The organism is Microbacterium sp. NPDC064942 (assembly GCF_049545525.1).
Classification (GTDB): domain Bacteria; phylum Actinomycetota; class Actinomycetes; order Actinomycetales; family Microbacteriaceae; genus Microbacterium; species Microbacterium gawkjiense.
Genome location: NZ_JBMWDR010000001.1, coordinates 852870 through 875786, shown reverse-complemented (window position 1 = coordinate 875786; position 22917 = coordinate 852870). Strand labels below are relative to the sequence as shown.

Below are 22917 nucleotides of genomic sequence, written 5' to 3'. Positions count from 1 at the left end.
GTCACTCCGCGGCGGGAGCGTCGCCGAGCGCGGCCGGACCCTCGGTGACGAGGACGTGGAACTGCGCGGCGTCGATGATCCGGATGCCGAGGGCCTCGGCCTTCGCGAGCTTCGATCCCGCACCGGGCCCGGCGGCGACGAAGTCCGTCTTCTTCGAGACGCTCGACGCCGCTTTGCCGCCCGCCTGCATGATGGCCTCCTGCGCGCCCTCGCGGGTGTACCCCTCGAGCGAGCCCGTCGCGACGACGGTGATGCCCTCGAGCACTCCTCCGGCCGCGGCCGCAGCGCCGGGTCCCGGGTGCCCGGGCGTGGCCAGCCGCGCGCCCGCGGCGGTCCAGCGGTCGACGATCTCGACGTGCCAGTCGACGGCGAACCAGTCGATGAGCGCGTCGGCGATGATCCCGCCGACACCGTCGACCGCAGCGAGCTCGTCGCGCGAGGCGGCCCGGATCGCGTCGAGCGACCCGAAGTACTGCGCCAGGGCGCGGGCGGCGACGGGTCCGACGTGGCGGATGTTCAACGCGACGAGGAAGCGCCACAGATCCTTCGTCTTGGCCTTCTCGAGCTCGTCGATGAGGGTGAGGGCCTGCGCCGACGGCTGCGGACCCGTGAGGCCCTCCTTCTTCTCCGCCGCGGTGGGGTTGCGGCGGAACGGCGCGCGGCGGACGATCTCGCCGGTGCTCTCGTCGACCCGGGGTTCGCCGGTCTCGGCGTCGCGAACGATGACCTCGATGGGCACGAGCCGCTCCAGGGTCAGCTCGAACAGCCCCGCCTCGGTCTCGAGCGCCGGCTGCTGCGGATCGATCGGCTGGGTCAGCGCGGCTGCAGTGACCTCGCCGAGCGCCTCGATGTCGAGCGCGCCGCGCGAGCCGATGTGCTCGACGCGCCCGCGGACCTGCGCGGGGCAGCCGCGCGTGTTGGGGCAGCGGAGGTCGATGTCGCCCTCTTTGGCCGGCGCGAGGGTCGACCCGCACTCCGGGCATGCCGTCGGCATGACGAAGGCGCGCTCCGTCCCGTCGCGGAGTTCGGCGACCGGGCCCAGCACCTCGGGGATGACGTCCCCGGCCTTGCGGAGCACCACCATGTCGCCGATCAGGACGCCCTTCGCCTTGACGACGTCCTGATTGTGCAGGGTCGCCTGGCGCACGACGCTGCCCGCGACGAGCGCCGGTGCCATCTGCGCGTACGGGGTGGCGCGGCCGGTGCGCCCGACCGACACGATGATGTCGAGGAGCCGCGTCTGCACCTCTTCGGGCGGGTACTTGTACGCGATCGCCCAGCGCGGGGCACGGCTGGTCGCGCCGAGCTCGTCGTGCAGGGACAGCTCGTCGACTTTCACGACGATGCCGTCGAGTTCGTGCGCGACCGAGTGGCGCTTCTCGCCGTACTCGGCCACGAAGGCGAGGACGCCGTCGACGTCGTCGAACGTCTGCGGATACGGGCTGACCGGCAGGCCCCATTCAGCGAGCAGACCGTACACCTCGCTCTGAGCGGACACGGGCGGGTCGGGCCACGCGCCGATGCCGTGGACGTACATGCGGAGGGACGAGAGACGGGCCTCGCCGGCTTCGAGTTCGAGCCCCGACTTCTTGTCGAGCTGCTGGCGCAGACCTCCGCTCGCGGCGTTGCGCGGATTGGCGAACGCCGGAAAGCGTCGCGCCGCGCTCTTCTGCGCCTTCTCCTCGTCGTAGCGGGGACGGGAGGCGGCGTCGGCGACGACGCGGTCGCGCAGACGCGCCTGCAGCGCGTTGAGGTCCTCGAACGCCGCCACCGGGATGAAGACCTCCCCCCGCACCTCGACGAGCGCGGGTTGCCCCTCCCCCGACAGCCGCTCCGGGATGCCGGCCACGCGCACCGCGTTCACCGTGACGTCCTCCCCGACGCGGCCGTCGCCGCGGGTCGCCGCCGAGGTCAGCACGCCGTTCTCGTAGCGCAGCGAGATGGCGAGCCCGTCGATCTTGAGCTCCGTCAGCCATCGCACCTTGCGCCCCGCTGCGGCCTCGGCCTTCGTGCACCACTCCCGCAGTTCGTCCGGCGAGAAGACGTTGTCGAGGCTCAGCATCCGCTCGGCGTGCTCGACGGGAGCGAACATCGACGACTCCGCCGCGCCGACGGTCTGCGTCGGCGAATCCTGCCCCTGCAGCTCGGGGTGCGCGCGCTCGATGGCTTCGAGCCGCTGCATCCACCCGTCGTAGGTGGCGTCGTCGACCAGACCGACGTCGCCCCCGTAGTAGGCCTCGCGCGCGCCGAGGATCTTCTCCGTGAGCCGCGCGGCCTCTGCGCGGGCCTCATCGAGGGTCAGTTCGGGGAGTTCTGCGTCAGCCACATCGACAGTGTAGGGAGGGCCGGCGACACCACCGGGACCGTTCCGCGGTCCGGCACGATGCGGTAGACGAAGGTCCCGGAGTAGCGGAACACCTCGCCGAGCAGCGGCATCCGCAGTCGGACGTCGACGCGCTGCCGGCCGTTCCCGTCCTCCGTCTCCCGCACCTCCACCCCCGCGATGCGCGTCGCAGCACCGGAGGCAGCGAGCGGATGCCGGGTCCCACGGCGCGTTCGTACACGGATGCCGCGTGTTCCCGGCCCTCGGAGGTCATGGTCGGAATCTACCGGCGACGTGACCGGGTAGCGTCGAGGCATGTCCCGTCCTCGTGCCGTCGTCGCCGGTGCCGGCGGATTCATCGGCGAGGCTCTCGTCGCAGCCCTCACGGACGACGGATATGACGTCGTCACCGTCGGACGCACCGCCGCCGTCCGCTGGGACGACCCCGCCGCGCTCGCGGCCGCCATCGACGGCTCCGACCTCCTCGTGAACCTCGCCGGGAAGTCCGTCGACTGTCGCTACACCGATCGCAACCGCGACGAGATCCTGCGGTCGCGGGTGGAGACGACGCGCGCCCTGCACGCTGCGGTGGCCGCGGCATCCGCTCCGCCCCGGCTCTGGCTCAATGCGTCCACCGCGACGATCTACCGCCACGCGATGGACCGCCCGAACACCGAACCGGGCGGCGAGCTCGGACAGGGCTTCTCGGTCGACGTCGCGCGGTCGTGGGAGCGTGCGTTCTTCGCGGGAGAACTGCCGCGCACGCGCCGCGTCGCCCTGCGTCTGGCGATCGTCGTCGGCGACGGTCCCGCCTCCCGGATGCTGCTCACCCTCGCACATACCGGACTCGGCGGGCCGCAGCACGACGGCCGGGTCCCGCCGCACCGTCGCTACCGGGGCATCGGCGACGAGCCGACGGGCGACCGGCCGCCCTGGCACCGCACCCGGGGGCGCCAGCGCTTCAGCTGGGTGCACATCGAGGACGCGCTCCGCGCCGTCCGCTTCCTCATTGAGCAGGACGACATCTCCGGCCCCGTCAACATCGCGGTGCCCGAGGCATCCGACAACCGCACCCTCATGCGCACCCTCCGCGGCGTCGTCGGGATGCCGGTGGGCCTGCCGTCGCGGCGCTGGATGCTCGAGATCGCCATGTGGGTGCTGCGGACCGAGCCCGAGCTGATCCTCAAGAGCAGATGGGTCTTCCCCGAGCGGCTCGTCGACGCCGGATTCCGGTTCGCGCACACCGACCTCCGCGCGGCGTTCGCCGAGGTCGAACGGGGCCGCCGGGTCAGGCGTTCTGGGGAACGGCGGAGACGGTCCGCGCAATCGTGAACTGCCCGATCACCCGGGTCCCGTCGTACAGCACCGCCGTCTGACCGGGCGCGACGCCGTCGAAAGGGGTCTCGGGGACGACCGTGATCGACCCGTCTCGCACGCTCGCCCGAGCGGGGACCGGATCGGCGTGCGCGCGGATCTGCACGTCGCAGGCGAACACGCCGTCGGCAGGAGCACGTCCGGCCCAGCTGTGCCGCTCCCCGGAGATCTCCGCCGTCGCGAGAGCCTCCTTCGGCCCGACGACGACCGTGTTCGAGACGGGACGCACTTCGAGGACGAACCGCGGTTTGCCGTCCGCGGCGGGGACGCCGAGCTGCAGCCCCCGGCGCTGACCGACCGTGAACGCGTGCGCTCCCTCGTGCCGCCCGACGACCGATCCCTCGCGGTCCACGACGTCACCCTGCTCGGCGCCCACCTTCTCGGCGAGCCACCCGCGGGTGTCGCCGTCGGGGATGAAGCAGATGTCGTGGCTGTCCGGCTTCTGCGCGACCGTCAGACCGCGCTCGGCGGCCTCGGCGCGGACGACGGCCTTCGACGGCGTCGTCCCGAGCGGGAAGTAGGTGTGGGCGAGCTGGTCCGCGCTGAGCACCCCGAGGACATAGGACTGGTCCTTCGCCTCATCCGACGCGCGATGCAGCTCGCGCCCCTCCGGACCGTCGACGAGGGTCGCGTAGTGGCCGGTGCAGACGGCGTCGAAACCGAGTTCGAGGGCCCGTTCGAGCAGGGCCGCGAACTTGATCTTCTCGTTGCACCGCATGCACGGGTTCGGTGTGCGCCCCGCCCGGTACTCGCTGATGAAGTCGTCGATGACGTCGTCGCGGAAGCGCTCGGAGAAGTCCCACACGTAGAACGGGATGCCGAGCAGGTCGGCCGCGCGCCGGGCGTCGAGTGCATCCTCGATCGTGCAGCAGCCCCGGCTGCCGGTGCGGAGGGTGCCTCCGGCGCGCGAGAGCGCGAGGTGGACGCCGACGACGTCGTGACCCGCGTCCACCGCGCGCGCCGCGGCGACGGCCGAATCGACCCCACCGCTCATGGCTGCCAGCACGCGCATCGTCCCAGTCTACGAGCGCGACCCCGCACGGGCGCTGGACGCCGCCGCGCGGCGGTGCGCCTCGGGGAGGGCGGCGAGGAACGCGTCGACGTCGGCCGCCGTGGTCGTGCGCCCGAGCGTGACCCGAAGGACCGAACGGGCCTCGCGATCGTTGCGACCGAGGGCGAGGACGACGTGGCTCGGCTCGGCGACACCCGCTTGGCATGCCGATCCGGTCGACACGCGCACGCCCGCGGAGTCGAGGAGGAAGAGGAGGGTCTCCCCCAGTGCGTCGGGGAAGAGGAGGTGCAGGTGACCGGGCAGTCGCCGATCCGGTGCGCCGAGCAGTACGACCTCCGGGGCGATGTCGTGCACACCGATCAGGAGCCGGTCGGACAGCGCGCGCAGGCGTTCCGCCTCGGCGGCGCGCTCCGCCGCCGTCAGCTCGAGGGCCACGGCCAGGGCGGCGGCACCGGCGACATCCGGTGTGCCCGAGCGGAGGCCACGCTGCTGCCCGCCGCCGTGAAGGACCGCGCCCATGCGGGCGTGACGCGACACGACGAGCGCCCCCGTCCCGACCGGCGCCCCCACCTTGTGGCCTGCGACGCTCAGCGCGACGAGTCCGCCGCGACCGGCTCCCGGTCCCCGCAGCGCGGCGAAGTCGAGCGACAGATGGGCGATGGCCCCGACGGCGTCGAGGTGGAGGGGCACGTCTGCCGCCGCCGCCGATGCGGCCAGGGCGGCGACATCCGACATGCTCCCGACCTCGTTGTTGGCCACGAGCGCCGTCGCCAGGGCGGCGCCCGGGAGTGCCGCATCGAAGGCCGCGACATCGATCGCCGCGCTCTCGTCGAGCGGCACGGGTCGTACCTCCGCCCCCTGGGCGGAAGCGAGCCACGACACCGTGTCGAGGGTCGCGTGGTGCTCGCCGTCGGGCAGGACGACCGCCGACCGGTCCGGGTCGCGCGCCCACCACGTCCCCTGGAGGGCGAGGTTCACCGACTCCGTGCCCCCAGAGGTCAGCACCACTTCGATGGGGTCGCACCCCAGCACCGCTGCGATCCGCTCACGGGCGTCCTCGAGCAGCCTCCGCGCCGCCTGGCCGGCGCCGTGCACGGACGACGCGTTCCCGGTGACCTCCGACGCGGCGAGCCACGCATCACGCGCCTCCGGCCGCAGCGGAGTGGATGCCGCGTGGTCGAGATAGACCGCCATGACCCTCCGCCCGCCGCTGACCTTCATCGCCTGCTCACTACTGTAGGACGCATGACCTTCGCTCCGGCCGGCCCGACGACCGCGGCGCCCGACACCCCCGTCCCGGGGATGCTGTCGGACGTCTACGACCGGCTCGGGGTACGCCTGCACGACGGGGGCGGGACGCTGCGGGTGTGGTCGGAGCACGCCACCGACGTCGAGCTCGTGGTCTTCGACGACGACGACCCGGACTGGATCGTCGACACCGTCCCGCTGGCCCCCGTGGGCGGCGGCGTGTGGGAGGCGACGACGCCCGCGCTGCGGGTCGGCGTCACCTACAGCGTGCGGGTCGACGGACCGCACGGCCCCGGGATGACCTTCAACCCGGCGACGCTGCTGATCGATCCCTACGCGCGGGGGTTGTCGGCCCCCGGCATCCACTCCTGGCGCTCCGTCGTCGTCGACGACTGCTTCGACTGGGGCGGCATCGCGAGGCCGGCGACGCCGCTCGACCGCACCGTCGTCTACGAAGCGCACGTCAAAGGCCTCACCAAGCGGCATCCCGGTGTGCCGGCGGCGTTGCACGGCACCTACGCCGGGATGGCGCATCCGGCCATGATCGAGCACTACCGGAGCCTCGGGGTGACCGCGATCGAGCTGCTCCCGGTCCACGCCTTCGCGAGTGAGCCCCGTCTCCTGCAGCTGGGGTTGACCAACTACTGGGGCTACAACTCCGTCGGCTTCTTCGCGCCGCACGCCCCGTATGCGACCGCCGCCGCCCAGGCCGAAGGCGCCACCGCGGTGCTCCGCGAGGTGAAGGGGATGGTGAAGCTGCTGCACGCGGCCGGCATCGAGGTGATCCTCGACGTCGTCTTCAACCACACCTCCGAGCAGGGACTCGGCGAGCCCCGGTCGAGCTTCCGCGGGATCGACAACCGGTCGTACTACCGGCAGGCCGACGACGGCACCTACATCGACGTGACGGGATGCGGGAACTCCCTGAACACGTCGACGGATGCCGCGTCCCGCCTCGTCCTCGATTCGCTGCGCTACTGGGCGAACGAGGTGCAGATCGACGGGTTCCGCTTCGACCTCGCCCCCGTCCTGGGACGCGATGCCTCCCACGCCTTCACCCCGGAGCACCCGCTCCTGCAGGCGATCGTCGAGGACCCCGCGCTGGCGGGCGTCAAGATGATCGCCGAACCCTGGGACGTCGGCATCGGCGGCTGGCAGACGGGGGCGTTCGGCGCCGGCTGGAGCGAATGGAACGACCGCTACCGCGATCGGGTCCGCAACTTCTGGCTGAGCGACATCGACTACTCCCGCCGCGCCGATGTCACGCCGGTGGGGATCGGCGGATTCGCGACCCGGCTCGCCGGATCGGCCAACACCTTCAGCGCCGAGCGCGGACCGCTCGCGAGCGTCAACTTCGTCACCGCGCACGACGGGTTCACCCTCCACGACCTCGTCTCCTACGACTCCAAGCGCAACGAGGCCAACGGCGAGCACGGGCGGGACGGGGCGGACACGAACCGCTCCTTCAACCACGGATTCGAGGGGCCGACCGACGATCCGGCCGTTCTCGCCGCCCGCCGGCGCGCGATGCGCAACCTGCTGGGCACGCTCCTGCTCTCGGCGGGCGTTCCGATGATCACCGCGGGCGACGAGATCGGGCGCACGCAGCACGGCAACAACAACGCGTACTGCCACGACTCCGCGCTGACCTGGTACGACTGGGGCCGCGAACCCTGGCAGGACGACCTGCGCGCCCACGTCGAGCTGCTCACCCGCATCCGCCGGGAGAACCCGGCCCTGCGACCCATCCGGTTCGCCCATGCCGACAAGGCCGTTCCGGGCGCGTCCGTCATCGACTGGTACGACGAGCAGGGGAACACGATGTCGGTCGAGCAGTGGACGGATCCCTCGCACCGCACGCTGCAGTACGACGCCTGCTCCACACCCGAGAGCGAAGCGCCCAACCGCACGCTCCTGGTGGTCCACGGCCGCGAGAGCGACGTCGAGATCACCCTTCCGGCGCTGGAGGGTGTGACGCGCTTCGCCCCCCTGTGGTCGAGCGTCGACGAGCGTCCGCGATCGGATGCCGCCCCGCTCTCCCCCGGCGATGCGTTCACCGCGACCGGTCCGTCAATGTACCTGTTCCGGGCCGAGTGATCCAGGCCGTTTCGAGCCTTCCTCGGCACCGGTAGGTTCGGAACGTGGCCACACAGATCTCCCCCGTTTCCGTCCGCAGCTCCGCTGAGATCCCGGTCCGGCCGGTGAAGGCGACCAGAAAGGATGCCGGCATCCGCAACGGCCGCATCCCGATCGCCTCCCATCGTCCCAGCGTCCCGGGCGGCCGGTTCGCGCCGACCGCGTTCGTCGGCGAGGCGGTGCCGTTCACGGTCGCCGCCTTCCGCGAGGGACACGACCGCATCGGCGTGCACCTGCGGCTGACGGCGCCCTCGGGCGCGGTCACGCTCCACCGGCTCCGGCCCCTCGACGACGGCTTCGACAATTGGCGCGTCGTCGTGGCACCGCTCGAGCAGGGCACCTGGAAGTTCCGTTTCGAGACGTTCGCCGACGACTACGCGACCTGGCGTCATGCAGCCGAGCTGAAGATCGCCGCGGGTGTCGACCCGATCCTCATGCGGGAGATGGGCGCGCGGCTGTTCGAGCGCGCCGCCGCGGAGAAGACCCGTCCCGTCGAGGAGCGCACCGCCCTCACCTCCGCGGCGCGCGCCCTCCGCGATGACGCCGTGGACGACGAGGCGGCCCTCATCGTGGTGCGCGACCCGGGGCTCGCCCGGGCGTTCGCCGACCGCCCCGCCCTCTCGCTCCACACCCTCCACGAGGAGAACACGCTCCACGTCGAGCGCGAGCGAGCCGGCGTGGGCGCCTGGTACGAGTTCTTCCCGCGCTCCGAGGGGGCGGTCCGCCTGCCCGACGGCACCGTCCGCAGCGGCACCTTCCGGACGGCGGCCGAACGCCTCCCCGCCGTCGCCGCGATGGGCTTCGACGTGGTCTACCTCCCGCCCATCCACCCGATCGGCGCGGTGAACCGCAAGGGCCCCAACAACACCCTGGACGCCGGTCCCGGGGACCCGGGATCGCCGTGGGCCATCGGCTCGGCGGACGGCGGACACGATGCGGTCCACCCCGACCTCGGGACGCTCGAGGACTTCCGCGCGTTCGTGGACACCGCGAACGCCCACGGCCTGGAGATCGCCCTCGACCTCGCCCTCCAGGCCGCTCCCGACCACCCTTGGGTGACCGAGCACCCGGAGTGGTTCACGACGCTGCCGGACGGTTCGATCGCGTTCGCCGAGAACCCGCCGAAGAAGTACCAGGACATCTACCCGGTCAACTTCGACAACGACCCGGTCGGCATCCGCGCCGAGGTGCTGCGCATCGTCCAGCACTGGATCCGACAGGGGGTGAAGATCTTCCGCGTCGACAACCCCCACACCAAGCCGCTGCAGTTCTGGGAGTGGCTGATCCGCACCGTCAACGCCGAGCACCCCGACGTCGTCTTCCTGGCCGAGGCGTTCACCCGTCCCATGCCGATGCGGGCGCTCGCACAGAGCGGTTTCCAGCAGAGCTACTCGTACTTCACGTGGCGCAACACCAAGACCGAGCTGGAGGAGTTCTTCGCCTCGATCTCGGACGAGACGGCGGATTTCATGCGCCCGAACCTCTTCGTCAACACCCCCGACATCCTCACCGAGTACCTGCAGTTCGGCGGTCGCCCCGCCTATCGGATCCGCGCCGCTCTCGCGGCCACCGCGGGGGCCAGCTACGGCGTCTACGCGGGATACGAGCTCTACGAGAACGTCGCCCGCCCGGGGTCCGAGGAGAACATCGACAACGAGAAGTACGAGTACAAGTTCCGCGACTGGGCGGGCGCCGAGGCCGCGGGCGACTCCCTCGCCCCGTACCTGCGGCGGCTGAACGAGATCCGCCGGGCGCATCCCGCGCTCCGGCAGCTGCGCGGTCTGCACCTGCAGGGGACGGACGACGACGCGATCCTCGCCTACGTGAAGCACCTGCCCGCGGCGGTGGCCGAGCGCGGCGAATCCGACACGATCATCGTCGTCGTGAACGTCGACCCGCACTCGGCGCGCGAGACGACGGTGCACGTCGATTCGCAGATCTGGGGACTCCCCCGCGGCCACGACTACGAGGTCGAGGACCTCCTCACTGGCGCGCGCTGGACGTGGAACGAGCACAACTACGTCCGACTCGACGCTTTCGCCGAACCCGTCCACATCCTCCACGTGAAGGCACACTCATGACCCGTCCCGATGATTCGATCCTGGATGCCGTCGGTGCCGGCGCCTACCACGCCCCCCACGACGTGCTGGGCCCGCACCCCGAGGGCGACGAATGGGTGATCCGGGCGCGGCGCCCCTTCGCGCAGACCGTGACCGCCGTGTTGGCCGACGGCTCCCGCGTCGAACTCGAGCACATCCGTCAAGGGGTCTGGGAGGGCGTCGCGGAGACGCAGCCGACCGCCTACGATCTCGTCGCGACGTACGAGGGCGCTCCCGACTACCGCGTGGACGACCCGTACCGGCATCTGCCGTCGCTCGGCGAGATGGACCTGCACCTCATCCGCGAGGGGCGCCACGAGCAGCTGTGGACCGTCCTCGGGGCCCACGTCCGCCACTACGGCCCCGTCAGCGGCGTCTCCTTCGCGGTGTGGGCGCCCAACGCCCGGGCCGTCCGCGTCGTCGGCGATCTGAACGGGTGGGACGGCACCCAGCATGCCATGCGCTCGCTCGGATCGAGTGGCGTCTGGGAACTGTTCGTCCCGGGTATCGGCGCGGGCTCGGCCTACAAGTTCGAGATCCTCACCGCCGCGGGCCACTGGGTGATGAAGGCCGACCCGATGGCCCGGGCCGCCGAGGTCCCGCCCGCGACGGCATCCGTCGTCACGGAGAGCGAGCACACCTGGTCGGACGACGAGTGGATCGCCGCACGGTCGTCCGGCTCCGTGCACGACAAGCCGATGTCCACCTACGAACTCCATCTCGGCTCGTGGCGGCCCGGTCTCAGCTACCGCGACGCCGCCGACGAGCTCGTGGACTACGTGGGGGCGCAGGGCTTCACCCACGTCGAGTTCCTCCCGCTCGCCGAGCACCCCTTCGGGGGCTCCTGGGGCTATCAGGTGACGGGCTACTACGCCCCGACGAGCCGCTTCGGCAGCCCCGACAACCTCCGCTATCTCATCGACCGGCTGCACCAGGCGGGCATCGGCGTCATCATGGACTGGGTGCCCGGGCACTTCCCGAAGGACGAGTTCGCGCTCGCGCGCTTCGACGGAGCCCCGCTCTACGAGCACCCGGATCCCCGGCGCGGCGAGCACCGCGACTGGGGCACGTACATCTTCGACTACGGGCGCAACGAGGTGCGTAACTTCCTCGTCGCGAACGCGCTTTACTGGTTCGAGGAGTTCCACGTCGACGGCCTGCGTGTCGACGCCGTCGCCTCGATGCTCTACCTGGACTACTCCCGCGAGGAAGGGCAGTGGGAGCCGAACATCCACGGCGGCCGCGAGAACCTCGAGGCGATCCGCTTCCTGCAGGAGGTCAACGCCACCGCCTACAAGCGCTACCCGGGCATCGCGATGATCGCGGAGGAGTCGACGAGCTTCCCCGGTGTGACGGCTCCGACCAGCCAGGGCGGTCTCGGCTTCGGCTTCAAGTGGAACATGGGCTGGATGAACGACTCGCTCGTGTACATCGGCCGCGATCCGCTCTACCGCTCGCACCACGAGGGCGAGCTCTCGTTCTCGTTCGTCTACGCGTTCAGCGAGAACTTCGTGCTCCCCATCAGCCACGACGAGGTCGTGCACGGCAAGGGGTCGCTGTTCACCCGGATGCCGGGCGACCACTGGCAGCAGCTCGCCAACATGCGAGCCTTCCTGGCGTACATGTGGGGGCACCCGGGCAAGCAGCTCCTGTTCATGGGGCAGGAGTTCGGGCAGATGTCCGAATGGTCCGAGGGGCGCGGCCTGGACTGGTGGATGCTGGATCAGCCGGCGCACCAGCAGTTGCAGCACTTCGTCGGCGCCCTCAACCGCACCTACCGGGACGAAGCGCCGCTGTGGTCGCGCGACACCGACGGGTCCGCTTTCTCCCGCGTCTGGCCGCACACCCCCGACGGCAACATCCTCGGGTTCGCCCGCCGCGACCACGACGGCGGCACGGTGGTCGTGCTGTGCAATTTCGCCGGCTCCCCCCGCCACGACGTGCGGATCACCCTGCCCGAGGCCGGGGCGTGGGCCGAGATCCTCAACAGCGACGCGCAGGAGTTCGGCGGGTCCGGGGTCGGCAACTTCGGCGGCGTGACGACGGATGCCGACGGCACCGCGACCGTCGTCCTGCCGCCGCTCGGCGTCCTCTGGCTCCGTCACAAGGCGTGAGAGAAAGGGGGTCCGGGCTGATGCCCGGACCCCCTTTCCTCTGTCAGAAGAGCAGACTCGCGAGTCGTCCCCGCGCTCGGATGACCCGAGGGTCTGCGTCGCCCACGACGCCGAAGAGTTCGAGCAGACGTGCCCGCACGGGCGCGCGCTCGTCCGTCGGCACAGCGGCGAACAGATCCAGCAATCGCGCGAACGCGTCGTCGACGTGCCCGCCGGCGAGATCGAGATCGGCGACGGCGAACTGCGCCTCGACGTCGTGCGGAGCGGCAGCGGCCGCGGCGCGCGCGGCGGCGAGGTCCAGGTTCTGCACACGGCCGAGCAGATGCACCTGCGCGAGGCCGGCTTTCGCGTCCTCGTCGCGGGGGTTCTCGGCGAGAGCCTGCTCGTACGCTGCCGCGGCGGCCTGGTAGTCACCGGACTCGATGGCGTCGAACGCCTCCTGATGGAGCGGCGGCAAGGCGGCCGGGCGGTCCTCGGCATCCGTCTCAGCGCCTTCGACGGGCACCGTCCCGGTCACCCCGTGCTGCGCGGCGAGCTGCAGCAGTTGCGTGAAGACCTCGCGCACCTGCGCCTCGGGCACGGCCCCCGTGAAGAGCTGGACGGGCTGACCGGCGACGAGGGCGACCACGAGCGGGATCGACTGCGCACGGAAGCTCTGCGCGAGCTGCGGGTTCGCGTCGACGTCCACCTTCGCGAGCACGAGCCTGCCGCCGAGCTCGGTCACAAGCTTCTCGAGCACGGGGCTCAGCTGCTTGCAGGGGCCGCACCAGTCGGCCCAGAGGTCGACGACGACGGGGACGGTCCGCGACAGCTCGAGGACCTGACCGAAGTCGGCATCCGTCACGTCGAAGACGAGGCGGGATGCCGGGGCTCCGCCGCCGGAGGGCGCGGCGGCCTCGGGCTGTCCCGCGGGCCGGTTGCGAAGGGACGAGAGATCGACGGCGCCGCGGAGGACGGCGCCGGGTGCGGGGGTGCTCACTCTTTTTCAACCACCTTGGCGTCGAGGACGTTGGAACGGGAGGCCAGCAGCTGGATCTTGTCGTTCGAACCCTGCGCGGGCACGAAGAAGTACAGCTGATCGGTGTAACGGGTCTGGAAGCCGGTGCTCGACTGCGAGACGCCCGAGAGCGCCTTCACCACGACGTTCTCGCCGAGTTTGATCACGGCGTCGTCATCGGTCGGGACGGCGGTCTCGTTCTCCGTGACGGTCACGGCCACGATCGCACCGCTGTCGAGTGTGACGAGGGAGAGCGGCTCGGAATCGCCGGGCTCGGCCAGGAACGAGACCCGGCCGGTCTCCTCACCGGTCTCGTTGAACTTCTTGAGGACGGCAGCGCGGTTCTCGGCGACGAGTGAGCGGAACGTGTCGGTCTTCTCGTCGAACAGGGCGGCGAACTCGCTCTTGTCGCCCTTGTCGAGGACGTCCGCGTACGCGGCGGCCAGGTTCTCGGGCGGCATGAGGAGGAACGGTGAGTTGGGCTCGACGGCCACCGCGCCGACGTACTCCGCGGCGAGGTTCATCGTGGCATCGGCGCGGAGACTCGAGATGTAGGCGACCTTGTACTCGGCCCACGGGTCGCTCTGCGTCGCCGTCATGACGGTGGCGACGCCGTCCGCGTCCTCGACCACCGCCATGAACATCCGCGGCCAGTCGTTCTTCGCCTGCGGCAGCAGGGCGGTCATCGTGCCGGCCGGGATGGCGGGCAGCGGGTCGGCATCGGGGAGCTCGGTGCGGAGTCGGTAGTTCGTCTCACGCTCGGTGAGGGCGGGCCCCGTGAGCCGCAGTGCCGCGGCCTTCGGGTCCTTCGCCTCATCGGCTGCGGTGACCTGCTCGGAGATCCGGCCGAGGATGCGCTCGGCCTGCGTCTTCGTCACGGCGGGCGCTCCCTGACCCTCGGGCACGATGACGGATGCCGAGGGCGATGGCGTCGCCTCGGGCTGCAGGTCGGGCCAGGCGTCGGGCGAGCAGCCGGTGAGCGCGATCCCGCCGACGAGGAGGGCGGAGAGCGCGACGAACGGGCGCCGTCCGCGGCCGAGTCGCTTCCGCGCGGGAGCCGCCGTGATGACGCCCTTCTCCGCCTGCTCGACCGAGAGGTCGATGGGTTGCGTCGCAGTGGTCGGCAGACCCTTGCGACGCGGGCCCCGGGACCGCCGGACGTGACGCAGAGCGAGGATGTACAGGACGAGGCCCACGACGGCCATCAGGATGCCGCCGGCCAGCAGCGGTCCCGCCCACGGCGTGGTCGCGCCGGTCGGCCAGGTGACGCTCAGCTCGGAGGGGGCCGCCGCGGTGCCGTCCGAGGCGACCAGGACGCTCATGTCCGCGGGGAGGCGGAGGGTGGTGGCGAGAGATCCGTCCTGCTCGAACTCGTCCAGCCAGAGGTCGGACCCGGCGGGCGCCGCGGTCGGCGCATCGCCCTCGACGGGGGCCGACGCGGCGACGGTCTCGGAGACGGGCAGGTCCTCGGCGCCGAGGGTCACGTGGACGTACTCGGTGGGAGCCAGCCACGCCGCGATGTCCTGCGTCCGACCGTAGGCGGCGAAGACCGGGCCGTCGCCGGCGATGCGGAGGGTCTGCGCGCCCGGGTGGCTGGCGAGGACCGCACCGTCGATGAGGACGTAGGGGGCGTCGGCATCCGTCGTGAGGGTCGCCGTCTCGGTCGCCGGTGCCTCGAGGATCGTGCGCTGGGCCACTCCGGCGCCGATCATCAGCGTGGCAAGGACGAAGGCGATGATCGCCCACACGAATCTCACGAACTGCCGCCCTCCTCCAGCCGGCATCCGGGGTGCACGGCCGATCATTCGACATTCCAGCCTAGCGAACGGTGCTGGCAAACGCGTGGGAGGGCGTCGCTCCCGCGTCCGGGCGCATCGGCGAACTAGGGTGAGGGAAGACCTGGGAGAGGGCACCGTGAAGATCCAGCATCCGTTCCGCACCGCGCTGATCGCCACCCTCGGCGTGGGCGTCGGCATCCTCATCCTCACCGGGGTGCAGACCCTGTCGACCGTCCTGCTCTACATCGGGACGGCCCTCTTCCTCGCCCTGGGACTCGACCCCGTCGTGTCGTTCTTCGAACGCCGCGGACTCCCCCGCTGGGGCGCGCTGCTGGCGACCTTCGCGGGCCTCCTCGCCATCGCGACGGCGCTCGTGCTCATCGTGGTCCCGGTCCTCGTCGACCAGATCGCCAAGCTCGTCCAGCAGATCCAGACACTGGTGGAGAGCGCGGTCGATCAGGAGTGGAACCCGGTCACGGTCGCGCGGGACTGGCTCTCGCACACGTTCCCCCTGCTGCAGGTCGACATGGTGTTGGGCTACGTCAACGATTGGTGGAACGGGCTCGACTTCGCCGACATCGGAGCGGCCCTCGGCACCGGCCTGCTCTCCTTCGGTGCGGGGATCGTCGCGACGACGACGGGGACCATCATCGTCCTCATCCTGACGATCTACTTCACCGCCTCGATGCGCTCCCTCAAGCGCTCCGTCTACCAACTGGCACCGGCGTCGAAGCGCGAGCGCTTCGTCGGCCTCTCCGAGCAGATCACGGCATCCGTCGGCTACTACGTCATGGGGCAGGTCGTCCTCGGCGCGATCAACGGCATCCTGAGCGCCATCTTCCTCACCATCATCAATGCGCCGTTCCCCGCAGTCCTGGCCGTGATCGCCTTCTTCTTCTCGTTGATCCCGCTGGTGGGGACCCTGACCGGATCCGCCATCATCGTGCTCGCCTGCCTGGGGCTCGCGTCGCCGTTGACCGCGCTGGTCGCCCTCGTCTGGTATCTCGTCTACATGCAGGTCGAGGCGTACTTCCTCTCCCCCAGGATCATGAGTCGGGCCGTCTCGGTACCCGGTGCCGTCGTCGTGATCGCCGCCCTCGCGGGTGGATCGCTCCTCGGCCTGCTGGGTGCGCTCATCGCCATCCCCGTGGCGGCGAGCGTTCTGATCATCTACCGCCAGGTGCTGATCCCCCGCCAGAACGAACTCTGATCAGGCGATCCGCCAGCACGCCGTGTGCCAGTGCCGCCTCGCGGCCAGGTCCGCGGCATCCCCGAGCACACCGTCGGCACGCCAGACGACGACGTGCGCCGTCCCGGCCGCCACGGTCCGTCCGCATCCCGGGCACACGTAGTCCTTCTGCGCCTGGACGGCGGACACCGGCTGCACCGTCCACTCGACACCGCGGCGCTGCTCCGTGCGCTTCCAGCCCGCAAGCAGACGGTCGAACGACGCGTCCGGACCGCTGGGCTTGCGCCGATTCGACCGGGGCACGGCTCAGTACCAGCCCGAGCGCTGCGACTTCCCCCAGGCGCCGCACGGGGTGCCGTAGCGACCCTGGATGTATTTCAAGCCCCACGTGATCTGGGTCGCAGGGTTCGTCTCCCAGTCGGATCCGACCGAGGACATCTTGCGGCCCGGCAGGGCCTGCGGGATGCCGTAGGCACCGCTCGAGGCGTTGTAGGCGTTCACCCGCCAGCCGGATTCCTTCTTCCAGAGCGCGACGAGGCAGGCGAACTCCGAGTCCCCCCAGCCGCGCGCGGTCACCATGTCGTACGCGATGGCCTGCGCACTGCCGGGATTCGGCGAGACGAACGGCGGCTGCCAGGAGGAGGACGACCGCGTCGACGAGGACGACCCGGCCGGGGGCGGCGGAGGCGGCGTCGGGGTGGGCTTCACGTAGACGGTGTACTCACTCGCCCGCTCGAGCTCGACGGTCGGAGCGTCACCGGCCTGGTAGCGCTGCGCGTCCTCGACCGCCGACGCGTAGAGCGAGAGCGGGTCGAGTTGCGTCGCTTCGGCCGGATCGGGGAACGAGACGAGCGGAACGAGCGTCGCGGCGACGAATCCCGCGGTGGCGACCACAGAGAAGACAGCCAGCACACCCCGGCGACGTGACCAGCGCGACGGGGGAGCCGCACGCCCGGACCGCCGGACGGTCTGCGTCGCGACGCCGGCGCGCGATGGGAGGATCTCGTTGCCGGAAGTCACAGTCTCCCGATCATATCGGCGACGCACGGCACCCGCCACGCATCAACCGACGGACTGCATGACGTCGACGACGGCGTCGAGGACGGCGTCGACCTGCGCCTCGTCGTAACCGCGGAGCTGCATGCGGAAGGCGACCGAACGGACCTGTTCGATCGTCAGCCCCTCCCCGGATTCGAGGTAGCGCGCGATCCGACCCGCGACGAGATCCACCTCGTCGACCCGGTACCCGAAACGGAGCGGGGAAACCCGACGGAAGCGGTGTCGCGGCTTCCGAGAGAGGCGGTCGAGGATCTCCTGCGCCAGCGCACGGGACGCCCCCACCCAGGCGCGGGCGCCCCGCTGATTCATCGCCGTCACGCGCTCCCGCTGCGCGAAGGCATCCTCGATGCGGGCGAGGGCCGCGTCGACCGCGTCGATCGCATACCCCTCGCTCACCAGCGGGAACGCGGCGGCGCGGACGTCGGCGGAGGTGAGGTCGGTGTCGTCGGCCTCGAAAGCGACGCGCGCGGAGGCGAGGAACTCGTCGACCGCGCGGGGGGAGTAGCCCTTGCGACGCCCCGAGGTCTTCGGGAAGGCGGCGGGAGAGGTGAGCTCGGTCATGACAGTCCGCTCAGGGGGCTCAGGAGGATGTACAGGGCGAGACCCGGGACGAGCGACGGCAGGATCGAGTCGAGGCGATCGAGCACTCCGCCGTGACCGGGCAGGAAGGAGCTCATGTCCTTGATGCCGAGGTCCCGCTTGATGAGCGATTCGCCGAGATCGCCGACCGTCGCCGACACGAGGATCGCGACCCCGAGGACCGCACCCGCCCACAGCGGCAGCTGCAGCATCAGCACGGCGAGCAGTCCGCCGGCGACCAGACTCGCGACGACGGCACCCGCGAAGCCCTCCCACGTCTTGTTGGGGCTGATCCGCGGGGCCATGGGATGCCGCCCGAAAGCGACCCCGCTCGCATAGGCCCCCGTGTCGACCGAGACCGCGATGACGAGGACGGCCAGTAACCACAGCTCACCGTGCTCCTGGCGCAGGATCACGAGCGCCAGGCTCCCGTGGAAGACGACGTACAGCTGGACGAGGGCGCCCGCGAGGACGTCGGTGACGACGTCACCGTAGCGACGACCGTCGCCGGCTGCCATCTGCGCGATGAGGCGCCACACGATCACGAGGACGACGGCGGCGAACAGGACGAACCACTGCGTGAGGTAGCCGACGAAGGCGGCCCCCAGCACCAGCGCACCGGCGGTCAGCTGCGCGGGGACGTCGATCCGCCGGCCCGATGCCTGCAAGGCCCGCGAGAACTCGAACGCCCCGAGGAAGCACAGCGGCACCGCGAACGCGATGAACGCCCACTTCCAGAAGAGGAGCGATCCCAGCACGATCGCGCCGATGCCGAGGCCGATGAGGGTCGCCATGATCAGGTTGCGACCCGATCGCGCGTTGATGCGCTCGTTGGCCTCTTCGAACTCGACCCGGGCGCGCTCGATCTGACTCTCGAACTCGCTGCGCGCCGCGCGGACGTGCGACTGGAACGAGGACGGGTCGCCCGTCGCCTGACCGGCCCGCTTCAGCTCGGATCTGCTCGGCGGCGTCTCCGGTCCGACCGCGCTCCCCGGTGCGTCTTCGGACATGGCGCTCTCAGACCTCGAGGAGTTCTGCCTCTTTGCGCTTCAACGCCTCGTCGATGAGCTCGACGTGCGTCTTGGTCACCGCGTCGAGCTCCTTCTCGGCCCGAGCGAGGTCGTCGTCGCTCACCTCGCCCTTCAGGGCGTCGAGCTCGTCCTTGGACTTGCGGCGGATGCCGCGCACGTGGACCTTCGCGTCCTCCGCCTTGCTCTTGACGAGCTTGACGTACTCCTTGCGGCGGTCCGCGGTGAGCTCGGGCATCGTCACGCGGACGATGTTGCCGTCGTTCGTCGGGTTCGCCCCGAGGTTCGGCATGTCGCGGATCGCCTGCTCGATCGCCTTCAGCGCGGACTTGTCGTACGGCGTGATCACGAGGGTGCGCGCCTCGGGGGCGTTGAGCGACGCGAGCTGCGCGAGCGGCGTCGGCGTGCCGTAGTACTCGACCTGGACTTTCTGGAAGAGCTGGGGGTTCGCCCGTCCGGTGCGGACGGTCGCGAAGTCCTCCTTGGCGGCCTCCACGGCGCGGTCCATGCGGGTCTTCGTGTCGGCCAGGATGTCGGCGATCACGGTCTCTCCATTCGTCGGTACGTCCGGTTAAGTCTAGTCGGCAGCGTCCCCTGCCTCAGACGCTGACGAGGGTGCCGATCGATTCGCCGAGGAGGGCGCGGGTCACGTTGCCGCCGGGCTCCATGCCGAACACGCGCATGTCCATGCCGTTGTCCATGCAAAGGCTGAACGCGGTCGAGTCGACGACCTTCAGCCCGCGCTGCAGTGCGTCACGGTAGGTGATCGTGTCGAGCTTCTCGGCCGAGGCATCCGTTCTCGGGTCAGCCGTGTAGACGCCGTCCACGCCGTTCTTCGCCACGAGCACCTCGACGGCACCGATCTCGAGCGCACGCTGCGCCGCAACGGTGTCGGTGGAGAAGTACGGCAGGCCGGCACCGGCGCCGAAGATGACGACGCGCCCCTTCTCGAGGTGACGCTCCGCCCGCCGCGGGATGTAGGGCTCCGCGACCTGGGTCATCGAGATGGCGGACTGGACACGGGTCGCCGCACCCGCCTGTTCGAGGAAGTCCTGAAGGGCGAGCGCGTTCATGACCGTGCCGAGCATGCCCATATAGTCGGCACGCCCTCGGTCCATCCCGCGCTGGCTGAGTTCGGCGCCGCGGAAGAAGTTGCCGCCGCCGACGACGACGGCGACCTCGACCCGGTCGACCGCTGCGGCGATCTCCTGTGCGATCTGGCTGACGACATCGGGGTTGACCCCCAGCTGTCCTGCGCCGAACGCTTCGCCGGACAGTTTCAGAAGGACGCGACGGCGTCCGGTGTTCTCGTCGATCACGCGGGGATCCTCTCGTCTAGGGGGAGACTATCGAACGGCATGGAAAAGGGGTTCGCATCATCCGATGCGAACCCCTTTCTCATGTGCCTACGCGCCGACCTTGAAGCGGGCGAAGCCGGTGACCGTGATCCCGGCGTCGGCCGCGACCTTCGCGACGGACAGCTTGTTGTCCTTGGCGTAGTCCTGGTCGAGCAGGGCGACCTGCTTGAAGAACGCGTTGACGCGGCCCTCGACGATCTTCGGGAGCGCAGCCTCGGGCTTGCCCTCGTTGCGGGAGATCTCGGTGACGATCTCGCGCTCCTTCTCGACATCCGCCTCGGGCACCTCGTCGCGCGACAGGTACGTCGGGTTCGCGAACGAGATGTGCTGCGCGATCGAGCGAGCCGTCTCGGCGTCATCACCCGAGTAGGCGACGACGACGCCGACCTGCGGGGGCAGGTCCTTGCTGGTCTTGTGCAGGTACACCTGGAAGGCGTCCCCGGACAGCGTGCGCACGCGACGCAGCTCGACCTTCTCGCCGATGATGGCGGCCTCGTCCGAGATGAGGTCGGCGACGGTCTTGCCGCCGGCGTCGGCCGCGAGGGCTTCCTCGGCGGAGTCGGCACCGGCCGCGGCAGCGGCGTCGAGGACCTTCTCCGACAGCGCGATGAAGCGCTCGTTCTTCGCGACGAAGTCGGTCTCGGTGTTCAGCTCGATGAGCGTGACCTTGCCGTCCTGCTCCTTCGCGGCGACGAGTCCCTCGCTCGTGGAGCGGTCGGCACGCTTCGCGTTGCCCTTCGCGCCCTTGAGACGCAGGATCTCGACAGCCTTCTCGAGGTCGCCGTCGGCCTCCTCGAGCGCCTTCTTCGTGTCGACCATTCCCGTGCCGAGCTGCTCGCGCAGCGCCTTGATGTCGGCGATGGTGAAGTTTGCCATGGGTGGCGGCTCCTCAGTAGTTGGGTGGGTGTTTCCAGGCGCCTGTGCCCCGCGGATGGCTGGGCACAGGCGGGATGATCACTCGGCGGACTTCGCCTCGGCGGTCTCGTCGGCGGCGGGAGCCTCAGCGGCCTCCTCCGCGGCGGGGGCCTCGGCGGCGGGCGCCTCGGCGGCGGGGGCCTCGGTCTGCTCGGTCGGAGCGGACTCGAGCAGCTCGCGCTCCCAGTCGGCCAGCGGCTCGGCCTCGGCCGACTCGTCGGTCGGGTTGTGGCGCTGGATGAGACCCTCGGCAGCGGCGTCGGCGATGATGCGCGTCAGCAGGCTGACCGAGCGGATCGCGTCGTCGTTGCCCGGGATCGGGAACTGGAACTCGTCGGGGTCGGCGTTCGTGTCGAGGATGCCGATCACGGGGATGCCGAGCTTCTTGGCCTCGTCGATGGCGAGGTGCTCGCGCTTGGCGTCGACGACCCAGATCGCCGACGGGGTCTTCTGCAGGTTGCGGATACCACCGAGCGACTTGTGGAGCTTGTCGAGCTCGCGCTTCTTGAGGAGGAGCTCCTTCTTGGTGAAGCCGCTCTCGGCCGGGTTCTCGAAGTCGAGCTCCTCGAGCTCCTTCATGCGCGCGAGGCGCTTGGAGACCGTCGAAAAGTTGGTGAGGAGGCCACCGAGCCACCGCTGGTTGACGAAGGGCTGGCCGACACGCGTGGCCTGCTCGGCGATGATCTCCTGCGCCTGCTTCTTGGTGCCGACGAAGAGGATCGTGCCGCCGTGGGCGACCGTCTCGCGCACGTACTCGTACGCCTTGTCGATGTACCCGAGCGACTGCTGCAGGTCGATGATGTGGATGCCGCTGCGCTCCGTGAGGATGAAGCGCTTGACCTTCGGGTTCCACCGACGGGTCTGGTGTCCGAAGTGAACGCCGCTGTCGAGCAGCTGGCGGATGGTGACGACGGCCATGGCCGTTCTCCTGTTCGTTGTGGTTGATCGCGCCGGACGATGGTCGCGGCGAGCCTGGTGCCCGGCACGCACCCGCTCCCGGAGGAGACCGTTGGGTGGGATGCCGCGATGTCGATCGACGGTGTCGGATCGAGCCGCTGTGGGCACGCGTAGTCACCCCGACGGACGGGGTGCCCCACCAGCATAGCAAGAACGAGACCTCCTCCCCCGCCGCCGCCCGCCGCGATCCATCCCCCGTCGCCGAGCGGGACGCCCGTGCCGGCCACGTCGCGGAGCACCATCGGGTCATGCCCTCGATCCGCCGCGTGACCCTGGCTCTGGTGGCTGCCGCCACCCTCGTCCTGCTGACACCTCTGCGCGTCGACGCGGTCCCCGACGGCGCGCCGGACTGGCGACTGCCGGCGGAGGGTGCGAGCGTGGTCGCCCCGTTCGAAGCCCCCGCCCACGACTACGGCGCGGGCCATCGGGGAATCGACATCGGACCCGTGGCGGGTCCCGTCGTCGCACCGGCGGCGGGGGTGGTCGCCTTCGCGGGAACGGTCGTCGACCGCGGTGTCGTCACGATCGACCACGGCGGCGGGTGGGTCACGAGCGTCGAGCCGATCGCGCCCTCCGTCGCCGTGGGCGTCATGGTGGAGGCCGGTGCTCCGATCGGCACCGCCTCCACGGGAGGCCACGCGCCCGCGGGGACGCTCCACGTCGGCGTCCGGCTGGACGGGGAGTACGTCAACCCGCTTCTCCTGCTCGGGCGGGTGCCGAGAGCGATCCTGTTGCCGTGTTGCTGACCTGG

The 22917-nt window shown here is 70.6% G+C and carries 20 protein-coding genes; 6 read left to right on the top strand and 14 right to left on the bottom strand.

All coding sequences use genetic code 11. The features are described from left to right. Window position 1: 1 nt before the first annotated feature. Both ligA and ACPEH2_RS04260 read right to left on the bottom strand, forming a co-directional pair. Window positions 2-2326 (bottom strand): NAD-dependent DNA ligase LigA, encoded by a 2325-nt coding sequence (gene ligA / locus ACPEH2_RS04265; protein ID WP_359917821.1) that lies wholly within the window; start codon window positions 2324-2326, stop codon window positions 2-4. Next, a complete protein-coding gene (locus ACPEH2_RS04260) occupies window positions 2299-2490 on the bottom strand; it encodes a DUF4166 domain-containing protein (protein WP_359917820.1) in 192 nt (63 codons plus the stop codon). The genes ligA and ACPEH2_RS04260 overlap by 28 nt, the downstream gene beginning before the upstream one ends. 148 nt (window positions 2491-2638) lie before the next feature. Here ACPEH2_RS04260 and ACPEH2_RS04255 point away from each other — a divergent pair, with 148 nt between their 5' ends. Next, on the top strand, window positions 2639-3655 hold the full coding sequence (locus ACPEH2_RS04255; protein WP_423718294.1) for an epimerase: 1017 nt from the start codon (window positions 2639-2641) through the stop codon (window positions 3653-3655). Here ACPEH2_RS04255 and mnmA read toward each other — a convergent pair. Together mnmA and ACPEH2_RS04245 are read right to left on the bottom strand one after the other, a co-directional pair. Then, window positions 3612-4709: a tRNA 2-thiouridine(34) synthase MnmA gene (gene mnmA / locus ACPEH2_RS04250; RefSeq protein ID WP_359917817.1), complete on the bottom strand. Its 1098-nt coding sequence runs from the start codon at window positions 4707-4709 to the stop codon at window positions 3612-3614. The genes ACPEH2_RS04255 and mnmA overlap by 44 nt on opposite strands. A 9-nt stretch (window positions 4710-4718) precedes the next feature. Beyond that, window positions 4719-5903, bottom strand: coding sequence for a cysteine desulfurase family protein (locus ACPEH2_RS04245; RefSeq protein WP_359917815.1), 1185 nt, complete (start codon window positions 5901-5903; stop codon window positions 4719-4721). A 51-nt stretch (window positions 5904-5954) separates the two neighbouring features. Between ACPEH2_RS04245 and glgX the strand changes: the two genes are divergently transcribed. From glgX to glgB, 3 genes are read left to right on the top strand one after another with little or no spacing between them, the layout of a single operon-like run. After that, window positions 5955-8054 (top strand): glycogen debranching protein GlgX, encoded by a 2100-nt coding sequence (glgX, locus tag ACPEH2_RS04240; RefSeq protein ID WP_359917813.1) that lies wholly within the window; start codon window positions 5955-5957, stop codon window positions 8052-8054. A 44-nt stretch (window positions 8055-8098) separates the two neighbouring features. Next, window positions 8099-10174, top strand: coding sequence for an alpha-1,4-glucan--maltose-1-phosphate maltosyltransferase (locus tag ACPEH2_RS04235; RefSeq protein WP_359917811.1), 2076 nt, complete (start codon window positions 8099-8101; stop codon window positions 10172-10174). Beyond that, window positions 10171-12306: a 1,4-alpha-glucan branching protein GlgB gene (gene glgB / locus ACPEH2_RS04230; protein WP_359917809.1), complete on the top strand. Its 2136-nt coding sequence runs from the start codon at window positions 10171-10173 to the stop codon at window positions 12304-12306. Before ACPEH2_RS04235 ends, glgB begins: the two co-directional genes overlap by 4 nt. Before the next feature lie 43 nt (window positions 12307-12349). Here the strand turns inward: glgB and ACPEH2_RS04225 are convergent, their stop codons facing one another. Beyond that, window positions 12350-13285, bottom strand: coding sequence for a tetratricopeptide repeat protein (locus tag ACPEH2_RS04225; RefSeq protein WP_359917807.1), 936 nt, complete (start codon window positions 13283-13285; stop codon window positions 12350-12352). Beyond that, window positions 13282-15060 (bottom strand): glycosyl transferase, encoded by a 1779-nt coding sequence (locus tag ACPEH2_RS04220; protein WP_359917805.1) that lies wholly within the window; start codon window positions 15058-15060, stop codon window positions 13282-13284. The genes ACPEH2_RS04225 and ACPEH2_RS04220 overlap by 4 nt, the downstream gene beginning before the upstream one ends. Window positions 15061-15217: 157 nt before the next feature. Between ACPEH2_RS04220 and ACPEH2_RS04215 the strand changes: the two genes are divergently transcribed. Continuing rightward, window positions 15218-16291 (top strand): AI-2E family transporter, encoded by a 1074-nt coding sequence (locus ACPEH2_RS04215; RefSeq protein WP_359917803.1) that lies wholly within the window; start codon window positions 15218-15220, stop codon window positions 16289-16291. Here the strand turns inward: ACPEH2_RS04215 and ACPEH2_RS04210 are convergent, their stop codons facing one another. The 8 genes from ACPEH2_RS04210 to rpsB form a co-directional block, all read right to left on the bottom strand. Then, the gene (locus ACPEH2_RS04210) at window positions 16292-16573 is read right to left on the bottom strand and encodes a hypothetical protein (protein WP_217532004.1); all 282 of its coding nucleotides are present in this window, start codon (window positions 16571-16573) and stop codon (window positions 16292-16294) included. Window positions 16574-16576: 3 nt separating this feature from the next. After that, complete coding sequence (locus ACPEH2_RS04205) at window positions 16577-17290, bottom strand: lytic transglycosylase domain-containing protein (RefSeq protein ID WP_217532005.1); 714 nt, start codon at window positions 17288-17290, stop codon at window positions 16577-16579. A 42-nt stretch (window positions 17291-17332) separates the two neighbouring features. Next, the gene (locus tag ACPEH2_RS04200; protein WP_217532007.1) at window positions 17333-17890 is read right to left on the bottom strand and encodes a DivIVA domain-containing protein; all 558 of its coding nucleotides are present in this window, start codon (window positions 17888-17890) and stop codon (window positions 17333-17335) included. Then, a complete protein-coding gene (locus ACPEH2_RS04195; RefSeq protein WP_359917802.1) occupies window positions 17887-18918 on the bottom strand; it encodes a phosphatidate cytidylyltransferase in 1032 nt (343 codons plus the stop codon). Before ACPEH2_RS04195 ends, ACPEH2_RS04200 begins: the two co-directional genes overlap by 4 nt. Window positions 18919-18925: 7 nt before the next feature. Then, entirely contained in the window at window positions 18926-19480 is a 555-nt protein-coding gene (gene frr, locus ACPEH2_RS04190; RefSeq protein WP_217532011.1) for a ribosome recycling factor, read from the bottom strand. Between the two features lie 55 nt (window positions 19481-19535). After that, window positions 19536-20255 (bottom strand): UMP kinase, encoded by a 720-nt coding sequence (gene pyrH, locus ACPEH2_RS04185; RefSeq protein WP_064001971.1) that lies wholly within the window; start codon window positions 20253-20255, stop codon window positions 19536-19538. A gap of 87 nt (window positions 20256-20342) precedes the next feature. Beyond that, window positions 20343-21170, bottom strand: coding sequence for a translation elongation factor Ts (gene tsf, locus ACPEH2_RS04180; RefSeq protein WP_064001970.1), 828 nt, complete (start codon window positions 21168-21170; stop codon window positions 20343-20345). 78 nt (window positions 21171-21248) lie between these two features. Beyond that, window positions 21249-22127 (bottom strand): 30S ribosomal protein S2, encoded by an 879-nt coding sequence (gene rpsB / locus ACPEH2_RS04175; RefSeq protein ID WP_359917801.1) that lies wholly within the window; start codon window positions 22125-22127, stop codon window positions 21249-21251. A gap of 287 nt (window positions 22128-22414) precedes the next feature. Here rpsB and ACPEH2_RS04170 point away from each other — a divergent pair, with 287 nt between their 5' ends. Further along, window positions 22415-22912, top strand: coding sequence for a peptidoglycan DD-metalloendopeptidase family protein (locus ACPEH2_RS04170; RefSeq protein ID WP_366213106.1), 498 nt, complete (start codon window positions 22415-22417; stop codon window positions 22910-22912). Window positions 22913-22917 lie beyond the last annotated feature (5 nt).